The 16,265-nt window shown below is 47.5% G+C and carries 15 protein-coding genes and 2 tRNA genes; 13 read left to right on the top strand and 4 right to left on the bottom strand.

Features of this window, described 5'->3' with window-relative positions; all coding sequences use genetic code 11:
- The first annotated feature begins 206 nt into the window (after positions 1-206).
- The 7 genes from GRF55_RS11295 (at position 207) to GRF55_RS11265 (ending at position 5,819) form a co-directional block, all read left to right on the top strand.
- Positions 207-644, top strand: a complete 438-nt coding sequence (locus GRF55_RS11295; protein WP_220368491.1) for a hypothetical protein — start codon at positions 207-209, stop codon at positions 642-644.
- 384 nt (positions 645-1,028) lie between these two features.
- Positions 1,029-1,271: a hypothetical protein gene (locus GRF55_RS11290; RefSeq protein WP_220368490.1), complete on the top strand. Its 243-nt coding sequence runs from the start codon at positions 1,029-1,031 to the stop codon at positions 1,269-1,271.
- A 736-nt stretch (positions 1,272-2,007) separates the two neighbouring features.
- The gene (locus tag GRF55_RS11285; protein WP_220368489.1) at positions 2,008-2,778 is read left to right on the top strand and encodes a hypothetical protein; all 771 of its coding nucleotides are present in this window, start codon (positions 2,008-2,010) and stop codon (positions 2,776-2,778) included.
- Positions 2,779-2,922: 144 nt separating this feature from the next.
- Positions 2,923-2,995: transfer RNA gene (locus GRF55_RS11280), tRNA-Gly, on the top strand.
- 24 nt (positions 2,996-3,019) lie between these two features.
- Positions 3,020-3,105, top strand: a tRNA-Leu gene (locus tag GRF55_RS11275).
- Between the two features lie 20 nt (positions 3,106-3,125).
- Positions 3,126-4,808 (top strand): lipopolysaccharide assembly protein LapB, encoded by a 1,683-nt coding sequence (locus tag GRF55_RS11270; RefSeq protein ID WP_220368488.1) that lies wholly within the window; start codon positions 3,126-3,128, stop codon positions 4,806-4,808.
- A gap of 9 nt (positions 4,809-4,817) precedes the next feature.
- Positions 4,818-5,819: a TlpA disulfide reductase family protein gene (locus GRF55_RS11265; RefSeq protein ID WP_220368487.1), complete on the top strand. Its 1,002-nt coding sequence runs from the start codon at positions 4,818-4,820 to the stop codon at positions 5,817-5,819.
- 6 nt (positions 5,820-5,825) lie between these two features.
- Here GRF55_RS11265 and GRF55_RS11260 read toward each other — a convergent pair whose 3' ends face one another.
- From GRF55_RS11260 to GRF55_RS11245, 4 genes are all read right to left on the bottom strand, one after another.
- Positions 5,826-6,527, bottom strand: a complete 702-nt coding sequence (locus GRF55_RS11260; protein WP_220368486.1) for a hypothetical protein — start codon at positions 6,525-6,527, stop codon at positions 5,826-5,828.
- 14 nt (positions 6,528-6,541) lie between these two features.
- Positions 6,542-7,714, bottom strand: a complete 1,173-nt coding sequence (locus GRF55_RS11255) for a DUF4369 domain-containing protein (RefSeq protein WP_220368485.1) — start codon at positions 7,712-7,714, stop codon at positions 6,542-6,544.
- Between the two features lie 113 nt (positions 7,715-7,827).
- Complete coding sequence (locus GRF55_RS11250; protein ID WP_220368484.1) at positions 7,828-9,018, bottom strand: MFS transporter; 1,191 nt, start codon at positions 9,016-9,018, stop codon at positions 7,828-7,830.
- On the bottom strand, positions 9,015-10,190 hold the full coding sequence (locus GRF55_RS11245; protein WP_220368483.1) for a class I SAM-dependent methyltransferase: 1,176 nt from the start codon (positions 10,188-10,190) through the stop codon (positions 9,015-9,017). The genes GRF55_RS11250 and GRF55_RS11245 overlap by 4 nt, the downstream gene beginning before the upstream one ends.
- A gap of 233 nt (positions 10,191-10,423) precedes the next feature.
- Here GRF55_RS11245 and GRF55_RS11240 point away from each other — a divergent pair, with 233 nt between their 5' ends.
- From GRF55_RS11240 to GRF55_RS11215, 6 genes are all read left to right on the top strand, one after another.
- On the top strand, positions 10,424-10,984 hold the full coding sequence (locus GRF55_RS11240) for a TPM domain-containing protein (protein ID WP_220368482.1): 561 nt from the start codon (positions 10,424-10,426) through the stop codon (positions 10,982-10,984).
- The gene (locus GRF55_RS11235) at positions 10,981-11,850 is read left to right on the top strand and encodes a TPM domain-containing protein (protein ID WP_220368481.1); all 870 of its coding nucleotides are present in this window, start codon (positions 10,981-10,983) and stop codon (positions 11,848-11,850) included. Before GRF55_RS11240 ends, GRF55_RS11235 begins: the two co-directional genes overlap by 4 nt.
- 35 nt (positions 11,851-11,885) lie before the next feature.
- Entirely contained in the window at positions 11,886-12,470 is a 585-nt protein-coding gene (locus tag GRF55_RS11230) for a LemA family protein (RefSeq protein ID WP_220368480.1), read from the top strand.
- Positions 12,471-12,690: 220 nt separating this feature from the next.
- On the top strand, positions 12,691-13,830 hold the full coding sequence (locus GRF55_RS11225; protein ID WP_220368479.1) for a helix-turn-helix transcriptional regulator: 1,140 nt from the start codon (positions 12,691-12,693) through the stop codon (positions 13,828-13,830).
- A 1,513-nt stretch (positions 13,831-15,343) separates the two neighbouring features.
- Positions 15,344-15,757 (top strand): hypothetical protein, encoded by a 414-nt coding sequence (locus GRF55_RS11220; RefSeq protein ID WP_220368478.1) that lies wholly within the window; start codon positions 15,344-15,346, stop codon positions 15,755-15,757.
- Positions 15,758-15,813: 56 nt separating this feature from the next.
- A complete protein-coding gene (locus GRF55_RS11215; protein ID WP_220368477.1) occupies positions 15,814-16,206 on the top strand; it encodes a hypothetical protein in 393 nt (130 codons plus the stop codon).
- Positions 16,207-16,265 lie beyond the last annotated feature (59 nt).

Here is a 16,265-nt window from a genome sequence, read left to right as displayed (position 1 = left end):
TGTATATATTGGGGCGAAACATGAATAAATATGTTAATCTATTGGAAAAATAAAGCAATTATTTGCAGAAAGAGAGAGTCGAACATATATTTGCACCGAAGTCAAGCCGATGGAGGCAACAGAGAAAAACTGCCGCACGTTCCTTCTCGGGCGGCAAGAGTTTAATCAATCAATATCTATTATTAAATTATTAAAGTAAGACGATTATGAAAAAGGTAATGAATTTGAAGAGCATGATGCTGGCAGCGCTGGCAATGTTCGCAGTGAGCACGATGGCAGTAAACAATCATCACGATGGACCGGTCATCAACCAACAATGGGAAGTGGAAAACATCGCCGCATTCTTCAATAACGACAGCGCTCAGCTGGAGAAATACAGCGGCGTGGTGATCGACCTGACGGAAGCGGGCACCTTCCGCACTTACTACAAGTTCAAGGAAGACGAGAAATGGTACACGATGGGAAGCGGTCAGGCGGTTATTGAGCCGACCGACGAGACAACGGGCACCATCAAGTTGCAAGACGTGACCTTCAACTACACCCTGTCTGGCGAAAACCTCACGCTGACCAACGAGTCCACGACATTGAATCTGAAGCAGACGTCGGGATTCGCTGCAGCGCCTAAGACAAACACGACAGAGTAGGTCTCTGTCCCCGGGCAACACCTTTGCCCGCATTGGTGCAAAGACGTCCGCCTTTTAGCGCGGCACAGTCAGAAGGATTGCACATCGAACGCTGGAGATGGAAGTAAAAACCTATCCATCCAAACTCAAGAAGTCTCTCACCTCTTTTTCTCTCGGGAGGTGGGAGATTTTTTTTGTTTTTCAAAATAAATTCCTATATTTGCATTCGAGTTGTGGTTTATAATACCTTTAACGATAAGCAAAAGCCAACACTCACGTAATATACGGATGCAGCCACAATAATTTCTCGATTTATAATATATGAACTTCAAAAAAATATTAGAAAAGGCATCTGCTGCCATTGCGATAATAAGTATCGCTTCGGCTTTTTTTGTAGGATATGGAGTGGGATTAAGTAGTTTCAAATACTACATCATACTCGCCATCATCTTTGGTACCGTGGCATATATCTTTACCAAGGATGAAGAGACAAGCGGACACCATCTGTTTAATTCATTCAGCATTTCTGCCATGCTCTGTATCATCTTTTTTGTCCTATTGTTTCTTGGGAACTGTCTTGGCAGTTGTACAAAGGGTGGAGGTGACACTCGTCAGCAGCGCATTGAAATGGGATTATCACCATACTAAAGACAAAAAAGCTACGTTTTTTTATTCTTCAGGAGGGTAGGTCTCATGCTCCATTGTTTGCTTCGTTTAGGGGCGGATCGGTGTATCCGCCCGAATTTTTGCATCATCGGACTCGCGAATTGTTAAAATCGGGGCGGATTTTAAGTTAAAAGCGTTAATTTTTCGGCAAATATCTTGACAAGCGATTTTTGGGATTTTAGAAAATGAGTGGCGAGAGGGATGGTATGTTTCGTGGAAAGATATACGGTTTTGCTGTCGGTTTCGCATAAATGTTGCAAGAAATCGCCTTTTCTGTGCGCAAAAGTTGCACTTTTGGGAGGTAATAGTTAGACTTTTGGAGGGTGAAAGTTGAACTTTGAGGGTGCGAAAGTGGCACTTTCGCGCGCCCATCATCATCTTTTCGCAGCGAAAAAGCGGCATCGCCGCTGTAAGATTCTTTGTGTCAGACGATTACGGATGTTGCTGAAAACAGGCGGTTTTCCCGACCGCAAGATTTTATTTTTGAAATATCGCAAGCATTTGCATCGGGCGCGCCAAAACGGGCGTTTTTTAGTTGCAATATGAACACTAACTATCACCCTCGCCATTTCGTTCAAGCCGACACGCCATCCGGCTCCCCACATCGTCTTCCCGCAGGGGCGAATCGGCGTGTCAAAACGTATAATTCTATGTCAAAGATTTGGTGGTTTGTAAAGATTCAACTATCTTTGCAATGATAAACTTATCAAACGGAAGGATGGACGAGCTGAAAGACATTTATTTAGCAATAAAGACTGATGGTTTCAGGCAGTCAACTCTTCTGCAGATAGATCAACTAATTAATGAAATACAGAATGGGACAAGAGACTTTTATCGCTACGATTCTCCAGAGCATGCAGGATTCTGCACGGCAGGTAAGGTCCTCATTGGGGCGGCCATCGTCGCAAGCTACGCGACAGCAAGCATTACGGCAGGTCGCAATGCTGAAGGCGGCAAAGGAAGCCCGGCAAACTGGGAAATAGATGAATATCAGGAGACGCTCATAGAGCAGTGGGCTAAAGCCGCACAATTGTGGGTTGACAATTCGGAACAGATTCTCATTGACACCTTTGGACCGAAGATAGCTCAAGGTGCTGAAGCAAAAGTTTATTATAGGGATGGCGATACCTCTGTCATCAAAGAGCGTGCCTCTATTTATTCAACTACCCAAAAGGCTCTTGATGCCATCGTGCTTCATAATTACCTATTCCCCGAAACAGCTATGCATGTAATTGGATTTACACGTGATAGTGATAACCTCATGCGTATTATCCTTACGCAGCCATATGTTCGTTGCCAGAGGTTGGCAACGAAAGAGGAAATAGACAATATGGTGGCGGCAAAGGGATTTCGCGACAATTGTGACGGACAAGGCATTAGCTATATTTCAGAACGCTTGGCACTCGAAGATATGCACCCCGCAAATGTTTTTATTGATGATGTCAGTTCACGTCCGATTTGCATTGATTGTATCGTGAAATTTAGATGAGGGGGAGTTATTGTCCAATAATGGCATCAAACCTCGCAATTTGTTTTGGAATAAACCGTTGAAAACAAAAATGGACACACAAATTTCGGTAATTAAGAATAAATCATTATCTTTGCAGCCGAAAAACAAGGATAGCCTTGCTTTGCGGCAATAGCTCAGTTGGTAGAGCACGACCTTGCCAAGGTCGGGGTCGCGAGTTCGAGCCTCGTTTGCCGCTCATTATTTTGTTGGTTTTCACAATGCCGCAATGGTGGAATTGGTAGACACGAGGGACTTAAAATCCCTTGGCCAGTAATGGCTGTGCGGGTTCGAGTCCCGCTCGCGGCACATCAAAAAATAGATTGATTATGAGAAAACTCCTTTTTACAGTCATTTGTTCAGCATCCGTTTTATTATTCAATTCGTGTAGCAGTCAGCTGAAACCGCTCGCGGCAGAACAGTTTTTCACGACACCGACACCCATGGAGGTGAAGGGTGGGCAGATTCCCGTGGTTATCAACGGAAAGATTCCTGCCAAGTGGATGCACAAAAAGGCTGTCATAACGATGACTCCGGTGCTCGTCTCGGCTACGGGAGAAGAGCTGCAGAGAGGTGAAAGCGTGACTTTCCAAGGCGAAAACGTCATAGACAACCACCAGGTCATCTTCAAACAGCGGGGAACCAACTTCTCCCTGAACCACGCATTCGACTATACGGACGCCTATCGCAACAGCAATCTGCTGATGACATTTCAGGCAAAAGTGGGCAAGAGAAGCGTGAATCTGCCCCACCTGCATCTCGCCGATGGTGTGATGGCTACGTTGGAATTCTATAAAAGAATACTCGACGAGGACGGATTGTGCCTGTCGCCCGACTCGTTCCAGCGAATCACCAACCAGCGTTACGAGGCGACGGTGAAGTTCCTGGTCAATCAGGCTGAACTGCGGAAGAGCGAATTGAAAAACAATTCCGTGCAGGAGTTTGTGGCTTTACTGAAACGAATCAATGCCGACCGGGAAAAGCTGAACCTGAAAAACGTGGAAGTGCAGGCATACGCATCGCCGGAAGGAGGATTCTCGTTTAACGACCGACTGGCAGGAAAGCGGCAGGATGCCAGCAAAAATTACGTGGAAGACGTGTTGAAACAAAACAAGGTGGACGCCCAGGTGGCAGCACGCTACACAGCACAGGACTGGGACGGATTCCAGCAGCTCGTGAGAGCCTCCAACATCCAAGACAAGGAAGTCATCCTGAGAGTGCTTTCGATGTATGACGACCCGCAGCAGCGCGAGGAGAAAATGCGCAATATGGGAGTCGCATTCAGAGGACTGGCAGACGAGGTGTTGCCCGAACTGCGACGCTCCCGCCTGATTATCAACTATGAAACAATCGGACGTTCGGACGAGCAAATCCGTTCGCAATATCTTTCCGACCCTCAGAAACTCTCGGTGGAAGAGCTGCTCTATGCGGCAACGCTGACAGATGAAAGGGCTGAACAAAAACAAATCTATCAGAAGATAACGCAGGTTTATCCCGCCGATGCCCGTGCCTGGAACAATCTGGGCGTGTTGGCATTCAAGGAAAAGAATCTGGCTGAGGCAAAAAAATATGTTGAGCGCGCGCTGCAAGTCAACGGACAGCTGGCGGAAGCCCGTGCCAACAAGGGACTTCTGACGTTGGCAGATGGTGATTTGGCAGGGGCGGAAGCCGAACTTTCGAAGGCAGCCGGCGGCAATCGTCTTGATGAGGCGACAGCCATCCTCTGTCTGGCACAGGGCAAATACGCAGCAGCGGAAAGTCTGCTGGCTGACAAATCGACAAAAAGTGCGCTGCTGGCATGTATCCTCAACAAGCATTACGCCGAGGCAGAAAAGATTTTGGAAACAATGAAGAATGCAGACGCTACGACCAATTATCTGGCTGCCGTGCTGTATGCCCGCGAAGGAAACAACCCGTCGGCAGCAAACTGTCTGCAGCGTGCTTTCGCGCAAGATGCGTCGCTCAGGGCAGTTGCCGAGAAAGACATCGAATTGAAGAACGTAAGCAAATAGGAAAAAAGGATGCGAATCATACGGTCTCTGGCAATAGCGGCAGCAGTTCTCCTTCTGGCTTCATGTGGCGGGAAAAGCGGTTATTTTAAGATTGAAGGCCGTTTTCTTCACATGAATCAAAGTGAGTTGTTCGTCTATAGCCTTGACGGTACAATCAATGGATTGGACACGATTAAGGTGCAGGGCGGACGCTTTGCCTATGAGATGCCTTGTGAGAGTCCGACGGTGTTGGTCATGGTGTTTCCAAACTTTTCGGAGCAGCCTGTCTTTGCTGAGCCTGGCGGAAAGGTGGAAATCAATGCCGACGCGTCTCACTTGAAAGAAATGGAGATGACGGGAACGAAGAGCAATGAGCTGATGACCAAGTTCCGCCTGCAGATAGCCAATTCCTCTCCGCCGGAAATCTTGAAACATGCCGAAAACTTCATCAACGACCACCCGGAATCGCCCGTTGGCGGATATCTGGTGCGAAAATATTTCTTGCATGCTATGGAGCCCGATTATCAAAAGGCTGACAAGTTGGTGGCAACCTTGCTGGAGAAGCAGCCCAAAAACGGTCTGCTCGTTCAGATGAAACAACAACTCAGCGTGTTGAAAAGAGTCGGGAAAAACGCCGCAATACGCTCGTTTTCAGCAAAAGATGTCAACGGAAATACGTTCTCTGACAAGCAGTTGAACAAAGGAGTCGCCATTGTCAACGTGTGGGCATCATGGAATCATGAAAGCACGACGTTGCAACGGCAGTTGAAAAACCTGAAGCGAAAATACGGAGAGCGCCTGACGCTGCTTGGCATCTGTATTGATGGGGACGTAAAAAAGTGTAAGGAGATTCTTGAGCGGGACACGATTCGCTGGACGACAGTCTGCGACGGAGAAATGGTTGACGGACCGTTGCTTGAGACGCTCGGACTGATGGGGATTCCCGACAATATGCTCTTGAAGAATGGGCGTGTCGTGGCACAAGGACTCGACGAGCAGACCATCAAGGAAGAGTTGGAGAAATTGTTATGACCCCACTTATTTGAAGAAGTGCAGGATAAAGCGCGCCACTTCTTTTCCCAAATGTTTCTTTTGTTCGATGGAGCGCCATGCTGCATCAATGACCTGCGGGTCTTCTCCTTCTGAGTGGTATTCCAGAAGGTGTTGCTCATATTCGGGCACATACTCCGGATGTCCTTGGAAGGTAAGGATGTGGTTGCCTATGCGGACGGCATCGTAGTGGCAAAATTCGCTGCTTGCAAGACAGACAGCATCATGGGGCAGAGCCGTCACTTGGTCGTGGTGATTATAGAGCAGACTCAGCTTTTCGTTCGGAAAGAACCGCTTCATGTCGTCATCGTCAATCTCAGACTCCCGAATTCCCATGCCCCATCCGCCGGGATAACGCTTGACATCTCCTCCCAGCGCAAGACAGATGGCTTGGTGACCGAAACAGATTCCAACCAGTTTTGTATGCTGGCGTGCAGCCCGCTTAATCCATTCAAGCAGGTTTTCAATCCAGGGCAGCTGCGCATAGGCGCTTTGGTTGCAGCCCGTAATCAAGTAAATATCTTCGGGCGACAATTTCTCAGGGAGTTCTCCCTCAAAGGTGCGAAACTCGTCGAAGGTCACGTCTTCGGAGACCGACGAGAAAAGTTTCGTGAACATCGAAGTATAGGATGGGATATACTCAGGCAGCAGTCCCGGGAAAGTGTCGCACAGGAGGATATTGATTTTCATGTTGCTTGTCGGAATTAAAGCTGTGCAGCAATGTCTGCGTTAAGATCCTTGATTTGTCTGGGTGCCTTGATGACGGTATTTTCCCGATTGATGATAAAGTCGCAGGGAATGCTCTTGACCGTCGCCAGATATGCCTGTGTGCGTGTTCCGTTGTCGCGGACGCATATCCACGGCAAGGCAGCTGTCTGTGTCTTCCAGAAATGTTCGTCTTCATCGAGCGAAACTTGGTAGATTTCCAATCCCCGGTCATGATACTTGTTGTATAGTTCGCGCAGCATCATGATGCGCTGCGTGGAACCCTTCCCGGAAAAGAGATGAAAATCGAGCAAAACAACTTTTCCTGCGAGGTCGGTCAGTCGGCGGATGTTTCCCTTATTGTCGGTCAGGGCAATATCGATTAAGTTCGCCATCGACACTTTATCGGCATCAATTTCTATGCTTTGTTCCTGATTTTGCACGATGCGCTGGTCTTTCATGTTTTGGAGCGCGATGTTGTGGAGGTTCTCTCCGCGCAGCGAGCCTGGATAGTAGGTGTCCCAGCTGGTGGCAATCGCAGCGAAAGCCTTGACATCGTCAGGATTCTGGCGTGGATCGAACACCATCAAGTAGGAGTTTCCTACGACAATACCCTGGAAGAGCGCAAAATAGGCGTACGACTTCATGGGCTCTTTATAGATAAAGTTCTTTTTGATATCGTCCTTGTAGGTGTCTATCATCTTAAAAATACTGTCTTCTACGGCATTGATTCCCAGTTGCGGATTGTTGACAACGGCTTGTGCTTGCGCCTGCAGTGCCATTTGGCGAAGTGTGAGCTCCTTGATTTTCAGGTTATTCTCAGAGCCTTCAATCGTGTATTGGGTTGCCATGGACGGGTAGGCGGCATTGACGTTGACGGTCTCCGTCGAATCAATGGCGACGTTGATGATTTGACCGGCAATTCGCAACCGGTAGAACTCTGGGGCGTCTGGTGCAACTCCATCGAAAGAAAAGCCTCCGTCACCATCCAGCTTGACGGAATCAACGATTTGCGGACCGTCAAGCGACATGTTTTCAAAATAGAGCACCGAGTCTTTTGCTTGTGCGATTTTTCCCGTTACATGGAATTTCTTTTCCGAACAAGCGGTCATGGCTGTTACGACGAGCAGTGCATAGGCTGCCTTTGAAAGCGATTTCATTGTCAGTTTCATATTTCTTATTGTTTTGTTTCTCGTTTACTCTTTCGCCTGAGTATCAGGCAAACAATGTGGCGCAAAAGTAAGAAAAAAAATTAAGTGCCGCAAATAAAAGCCCGACGAATGTTCTACGGAAGGTGTATTCTGTGTTTGATGTAGGATTGCCGAACCAGCAGGAAATAGACGGCAACACCGGCAATATGCACGATGACCATGCTCCAGAATGCAGCACCATAGTCGAAAAGCTCTGCCAACACGCCACCGAGCAGGATGCCCAAGCCGACACCCAAGTCCCATGCCGTGAGCAGGGTAGAGTTGGCTGTGCCTCGCTCGTTGTGGTGCGCCATGCCGATAATCATGTTTTGGATGGCTGGCCACATGTGACCATTACCCAGTCCGATGAGCAGTGCCGAGCCATAATAACCCCACATGCTGTCGGAGATGGTAAAGAGCGTATATCCGATCGTGGAGATGAGTACGCCCTCGCTGGCATTACGGATGAGGCGTCCTTTGCGCAGCGCGGTGGCTCCCTGCAGACGGGAGAGGATAAGACCTAAGGAGAGGAGCATGAAATAGGTGCCTGTGCCACTGGTGATGCCCAACCGTTCTTTGCCGTAGATGGCGAGGTAGTTGCTCAGGATGCCGTAACAAAGTCCGAAGCAGGCGATGGCGAGAGCAAGCGTCCAGCCCCGTAAGAGGAAAAACCGGTCGAGGGAGAGGGGACGTTTGCCGCTTTCCGGCTCCCGCTGTGGAGTCTGGGTGGTTGCAACCACAGCCATGCCGAGAAAGGCAACGACAAATGCCATCCAGAAAAGCATCTCGAAATTGCCCGTCATTTTATAGACGGAGATGCCGATGGTGGGTGCTATGGCTGTGGCAATGTTGTTGCTTATCCCATAGAATCCGATTCCTTCGTTTCGCCGACTGGACGGCAGCACGTCGATGGCGATGGTGCTGTTGGCAACGGTAGCGCCTCCGAAAGGTGCACCGTGCATGGTCCGGACAATGGTAAAGAGTAAAAGGGTGGAAGCGGCGAGGTAGCCTAAAAAGAAAACGACGTTGAGCAACAGGCAGAAGAGCAAAACTGCTTTTCGCGAAAACGTGTCAACGATGTAGCCACTGAACGGGCGGAACAGCAGTGCCGTGATGGTGTAGCCCGAAAGGACCAGTCCGATGACGTCTTTCGTTGCCGCAAAATGTTCGCTCAGATAGAGCGGCAGCAGTGGCGTGAGCACATAGAAAGAGAAGTTGAGGGCGAAGTTTGAGAACATCACCTTATTATAATTAGCGTTCCAAAGCCGTTCTTTTTCCATTTTCATTCTTCATTTTTGCGACAAACGAGAAGGATGTGTTGCCGCTTGTTAGTTGTTGTTCCAAAAACATAAATGTCTCCTCCATCTTTCAGGTGGAGTTTTTGTTTCAGTTCGTGAGCGCTCATGGGGAAGTTTCTGACGCTTACATTGGCTTGTCGTATTTCCGTGAAAAGGGTTTTGAGCGACTGCTTATTCATCGATGAAATGGCGGAAATTTGAAACTTCCGTCCAGGAAACGACGGGATGTCTTTCTCTGAAACGAACAAGTGGCTATGCGGTGCGATGGCAGCCACGCCCCACCGGTGAGCCACTTCATCGAAACAGCCGGCTTTCATGACAGAACTGTTTGGCTCATAAATGAACTGTCCGCAGGCTGGTTCGGCAAATGTTCTTTCTGCCGGTTTTGTTTCCGGGAAGAACTCAAACACGTCATCGTCGTTTGCACAGACGACACGCAGTCGTCGTGCATCTTGGCGCGACAGCAATACCAGCAGTTCCTTGCACTCGTTCTTCGTGCTGACAATATGCACTTCGCAGACATACTCTAGCTGTTTTGTCGCCTCTCTCCAGTCGAACATCGGCGAGAGTTTGAGCAATAGGTAATCGCATTTCGTCAGTAAATGTCTGTGCAGAGAGACCACGTCGGGCGAACAGTCTTCCAGCGCATAGGTTCGTCTGCCGTTCAGGTCGCGTCGTGCTGGGTCAAGAAACAGCAGGGAAACGTGTTCGATGGAGTTGATATAGTCGATGGAATCGGCATTTTTTATATCAATATTGTCAATTCCGAGTATCGGCATGTTGTGTGTTGCCAGTTCGCAGAGGAGCGGTTGTTGTTCCACATACACGGCGTGTTCAAATTCCCGTGCCATGAATGAGAAATCCACTCCGTATCCTCCCGTTAGGTCAACCATCGTCTGCCGGCTGTTCAGCTTTCGGCAGAGTTGTGCTTTGTATTGTGCGGTGTGCTCGCTGGAGCACTGCTCCATATTCAAGTGTGGGGGATAGATGATGGACTCGGTTGCTGCCCATGTCGGCAACTTGCGCAAAGCCATTTGCCTGCCGCTGATTTGTTCGAGAGCAAACGTCAGGTCAACGCCCTCTGGAACGCTTTTAAGAGCCAGTTGGCGCACGTCATCTTCTGCGTGTTCTACGATATATGAAGCCGTTTCTCGATTCATGCCTGCAAAGGTACGATTAAGCGAGAACAAAACAAAAGAAAGTTTTTCTTTTTTTGTCGAGCGTGAGTACCTTAGGCGTGAGCCAAAGACGATTAAGCGAGGACAAAGCAAAAAGAAACTAATTCTTTTTGTGCTTTTCCGAAGGTGAAATGGTTTTTTCTTTAAAAGAAGTAGCCAATTGAAAATAAATGATTATATTTGCAGTCCAAACGATAGAAATAAAGCATACGGTTATGAAAAATTTCTTGTCTATTGTGGCTGTCTTGATTTTGATGGCAGCATGTTCGGGTAATAAAAAACCTGCAGGAGAGTTGATGAAAGACGAGTTGCCTTCTTGGGGAGCTGCCGACATTGAATTGGTTCACCAGAAAGACACGGCACAGTTTGTTTCTGACCCAGACGGGTTTATTCTTCCGAAAGATAAGGACAAGCTGAACAAACTCATGAAGCGCCTGGAGAAGAACAGCCAGATACGTTCGGCTATTGTAGTGGTCGGGCGCGCAAAGTCGGCTGACTTAAACAGTTTTGCCGAAGAGTTGGGAGAGCGTTATGCAACGGGTAACGGACCGCATCGCGACATGGTGATTGTTGTTGCTGTGGAAAATCGTCAATGGGGCATTTTCAAAGGCAGAGGCATGGGGCATGAGTTGCCCGACAGCTTTGCTGCGAAGGTGATGAACGAAAAGCTGATGCCCAGCATGGAGCGCAACAATCCGAATCAGGGTGTCGTAGAGATGTGCAAAGAACTGTACGATAAACTCAACAAGAAAAAGGACGAAGAATTTACTCAATGAATTCATTGATATCCCCCAAATATGTTTTCATAGGGTTTTGTGTCCTTTTCCTCTGTATCTTTGCTTTAGGCGGTAATTGCGGAGGCAGCCCGGAGAGAGAAGCGGTTCGGGAAGAGAAGGTTTGGAATGCGGAGAATATTGAAATGGTTCATCTGCGCGATTCCGACCAATATGTTTCTGATCCGGATTCCATCATGGACCCCATCATGCGCGATTCAGCGAACATGTATCTGAGGAAATTGGAGACAGAATGCGGCATACAGTCGGCGTTCATCATTGTCAGGCGAGTGCAGAATCAAGATGCGTACCGCATGGCTCAGGATGTGGGCGCCAAGTATGGCGTGGGAGGAAAGGAGTCGCGCTCGGGACTGATTGTTGTCATCGCGACGGAAGATAAGCAGTATTTTATAGCACCGGGACAGGGGCTGGAAGCCTATCTGACTGATGCGCTTTGCGGGGAAATCGGACGGGTGTATATTGCAGAGAACATGAAGCTCTACCAGCCTAATCTGGCGGTGGTTCAAACCTGTAACGTCATCTATAACAAGATGAAGACAGGAAAGGTTGTGATGACCGATCCTTCTGAAGAACCGGGCAGTTCGTTCTGGTCACTGGTCATTACGGTGGGTCTGTTCACTGCTATTTTTATTTTCATACGCAGGGCGATGAAAAACGGTGGCGGATTTGATGGAGGCTATGGCGGTGGCAGCTTGGGCGGCGGTCGGTTCGATACCGACGGAGGGATTCGTTTCCCGCGCGGTCCAAGATACGGCGGCGGTCGTGGAGGCTCCTTCGGTGGTGGCAGCCGCGGCGGGTCCTATGGTGGCGGAACGTTCGGGGGCGGCGGTGCCGGAGGAAGCTGGTGAAAGAAGTAAGTATCAACCATAAAATAAGGAAAACAATGAAAAAGAAGAGTTTTATTGGATTGGCAGTGGTTGCTGTAATCGTCTTGATGGCAATTTCTGCTTACAACGGAATGGTAAGTTCACAGGAGAAGGCTACACAGACGTGGGCTGACTTGCAAGCCACTTATCAGCGTCGGGCTGACCTGATTCCGAATCTCGTCAACACCGTGAAAGCTTACGCCAAGCACGAGAAGGAAACATTCGAAGCTGTCGTCAACGCAAGGGCAAAGGCAACGCAGATGAATATCGACATCTCCAACGCCACTCCGGAGCAAATCAAGCAGTTCCAGGAGGCGCAGGGCGAACTGAGTTCGGCACTCAACAAGCTCATGGCTATCACCGAGAATTATCCTGAACTGAAAGCGAACGAAAACTTTATGGCGCTGCAGGACCAGCTTGAGGGTTCGGAAAACCGCATCAACGAGGCACGCCAGAAGTATAACAAGGCAGTGACGGACTACAACACCAGCATCCGCAGCTTCCCCAAATCGCTCTTTGCCGGCGTGTTCGGATTCAAAACGATGGATAAGTTCGAGGCTGAAGCCGCTGCGCAGAAAGCTCCGACCGTGAATTTCGACTAACAGCGTGAGCTGACATGCAGTAGAAAAACCGCACTGAAAGGCATACCTTCGGTGCGGTTTCTTTTGTGTAAATTCGGAAGTATGGGAAATTACATGTTGTGTTAATAAGTGTTTAAATAGGTGTTTGTTAAGTTTTTTTTATTATTTTTGCAACCAAATTTGACGAGTTTGTTATAATGAAATAAAGCAATGCTTTAGAAAGGTAAGTCTATATAAGCGTATGCACACCTTATTTTATATAATGACGGGAATTGATTTGGTGGTGTCGATCGTGTTCTCGATACTCCTTTTCTTCGTGGGACGCAGCATCACAAATCCTGCCTTCCGCTTCCAACGGGTGGTGTTCCTCGTCCTTTCGTTCTTCGTTGCTGCATATTTGGCGATGGAACTGGGATTCTCCAAATTCAATGACAACCACCATGAGGTTCTGTCAATCGGCTCGTTGCTGATGATTTATTTCCTTTATGAGAGTTACTTTTTCTCGTTCACGGCGCTGTTCCATGCCGATTATCACAAGCAGAAGAGCTATCTGATTATGCTGAATGTCAACGTGCTCGTCATAGCCCTCCTTGCCTGGTGGAACATGTCGAAAGGGGATATTCACTCCTATTTCTCGCTCACGGAGTTCGCCGTAGGGGCTTCTCGCACTAATCTCCACTTCAGTGCACGCCTCTATCTCTTTGTCATGCTGCTGTTAAACATCATTTTCATGGCGCATCTGATTTATCAGATTTATAGGAAATACAGCCATGTGGTCAACGAGCTGAACATCAACACCTATGATAACCACGAGAAGCGGATGAGTGGCTACCTCACATTTTGGGGAATAGGCATTATCGTCCTTTTCATCGGGCAATTCTCCAATTCCATCCTCTTCCACATCGTTCTCAAGTTTCTGTTGCTGGCACTGATGGTTGCAACCTTTGCCGGGCATTTGAAGTTCCGTCAAGCCATCATCAAATACGATATTGTGGACAGAAAATTGAAGTTTAAGGACTTGGAGCGCAATGTCGAAGAGTGGCTTCAGCAGGAACCTTTCCCCCTACTGCAAAACAACATAACGATGGACGATGTCGCCGACACGCTGAATATATCGCGTGACGACCTTTCCAGTTTCCTGTCCGACGAGTTGGGTATCTCATTCAACGGATGGCTTGCTGAAAAGCGCATCACGCGCTGTGAGCAACTTCTTTTGAATACCGACATGACGCTTTCGGAGGTTGCTTATGAATGCGGTTATGCCGATTTGCCCACGATGAGCAAGGCTTTTAAGCGGAAATATGGCTTCCCACCCAGCAAATTCAGGGTCTATAAAGACGCTAAAAAACTGATGCAGATGCACGAAAATCCTATGAAGTAGGCAAAAAACAGGAAAGATATTCCAAAAAACGCTCCATGGATGCGGAAAAATTCGGATAAAATTATGTGTTTTTTGGCAATGAAAAGCTTATTTTATTGTAACAAATAAGAAATTTATATCTGACAAACGTGTTTTTCAAAGTGGGAGGTGTATTTTTATATAAATGCTTCAGAACTTCTGTAAATAAAGCATTTTACGATGATTTTAATATTTTGATTTATCATTAAAATCTGTGTGACAAATCGCAAAATCATGTTATGACAAGTTTTCAAATGCGTGTGACAACCTCCGAAAGCGAAAAAACCGATACCTTTGCGTCAGAATTATATAGACTCGTATTTTTAATTATTGCCTGTGAAGGTAGTAACTTTTAAACTTAAACATTTCACTTTTTATTTTAAAAGCTGAGAGTAATTTTTTATAATAGATATTTTTTGAGTAATTTTTTGCTACATTGCAGTCGAGATGATTCCGATGTAGCATTTTTCTCTCAGTCTAAGGTTGTAAATTGACGAACACAACATGATATATAAGGTCAGACGCATGTATAATGCAGGAAGTTCTTACCAGACACATGAGGTAATTTGAGAGAGACAGACTTAAATTGATACACAAGTTACGAATCAGATGCGGACTTCTCATTTCGGTGAGCGGTTCGTATTTTTTTTGTGCCTATACGCCAGCCACTCCGGGCGGTATCAATTTGGCGGCATCGGTTTGGTGGATGGTCCAGGGTGGGGAATGTGATTGGCGACGACTTGGTCTGAATATTTGTTAAAACTACGCTCATGTTGCGAAAAAGCGCAACATGTTGACTGGCAGTTGATGAATTAAAAGTGAATATAGTGTGAATAAAAGGTGGAAATCGGAGCTTTCTGGATGCAAAAGTCAGGGGGCTGTTTTCCAAAAGTTGAACTTTGGGAATGCGAAAGTTCAACTTTGAGGGCGCGAAACTTCAACTCTTAGGCAGTGAAAGTTGCACTTTTGCCGACCCTTTTGTGAATATTTCCGGTATATATGGTAAGTTTTAGGCATTCTTCGGGTGTTTTTAGACCCTCGAAACCCCGATGAAAACGGAATTTTTTCGTAGAATCGCCTATCTTTTTCTCGGTGGACTGATTGTCCGGAGAGACAGAAAAAAGGGCAGGAAGCGCGTTAATTTTTTTAAGAAAACAGCAAGGATTTTGCTTCCATTTCGTAATTTGCATTGTTCTTTTTCAGTGAAAAATGCGCCTGGCGTGACACATTTCAGGCGTGTCTTGTCGGTGACGGTAATAGATTCGTAGTGTTTTTTGAAAGGGAAGCAGCGGCGTAAGGGACACGAAGCGGTTCCTGTTTCTAAGTATCTGGTATGCGCCGTATGGAGATTGCAGGAATTTTGTCAGGAAAAGGCAGCGGCATGTTGTTTCTTGAGTGTTGTCTTTCTTTCCCTATATAATAATTATGTGTGGGAAATGTTTCGTTTTGTGCCGTTTTTTGTTTATCTTTGCAAATAATTATCAAAAACGGTAAGGTGAAAACAGTTCTGATGCGTCTCGTTTTTGTCGCTTGTTTCTTGTGCGGCTTCCTTGATTCCCATGCGGGCATCAAGCAGCAGCCGGTGGCTTTGAGCGGTGAGAAAGCAGACCTCTTGAGGGGGTGCGACGACAGCGACAAGAGTGCGGTTGAAGGCTGCCGTTCATCGTTCCGCGACATGTTGCGCCCGGCGTCATCGTCACATCGCGTCTGTTCATCCCGCCCTGTCCGCCTGTTGCCCACCTATGGCGGAAAGTCAGGATCATATACAAGTCCTTGGGCAAAAAGTAAATCGTTAAATCTTAGTAAGTATGCCAGTCTGCTCCTGTCGCGATATTGCACCTATTTTCGCGCTGGAGTTGCGTCTCCGCGTCGCTATTACGTGATTACGCTGAGGCGCTTGCTTTGTTAGTAAGTTCTTTCCGTAGAAGAAGTGGAAGAATCATTATTAACAAAAAACATTGAAACATGGCAAAAATAAAGAATTTACGGATATGGGAGACCCTGCGTTCCGATAGCCGTATCACAGTGAGCAGTTCGTTGTTCGGGCTGCGAACCACGGTTGTTTATCAACCGACAGGCAGCGTGGTGGATGCACGACTGCTGGAGTATACACCTGCTGACGGCGAGCGACTTAAGAAAATCCTCGAAGCGGTTCGCGAGTCACTCATCAGTGCGATTGGCGAATTTCACCCTACGCCGACCGTAAACGGCAATTACATTGCAGAGGTTTGCGTCTCGAGGGACCAGGCATTTGTCGCTTTGCAACTGAGTCAGTTCGTGCGCATGAGTTATGAACCTGTCACGGAAGTGCTCACCTTCGAGGGTGATGAGGCGCTGTTAATCAGCGAGTTATTCTAATCATTCGGTCCGCCGCTGCGCATAGGTGGGGCGGCGGACCTTAAAATAAAGATGGTCAA

Origin of the sequence: Prevotella sp. Rep29 (assembly GCF_019551475.1) — a bacterium.
Classification (GTDB): Bacteria; Bacteroidota; Bacteroidia; order Bacteroidales; family Bacteroidaceae; genus Prevotella.
Note: the sequence above shows the minus strand (reverse complement) of the source record. Positions and strands in the feature narration are given on the sequence as shown.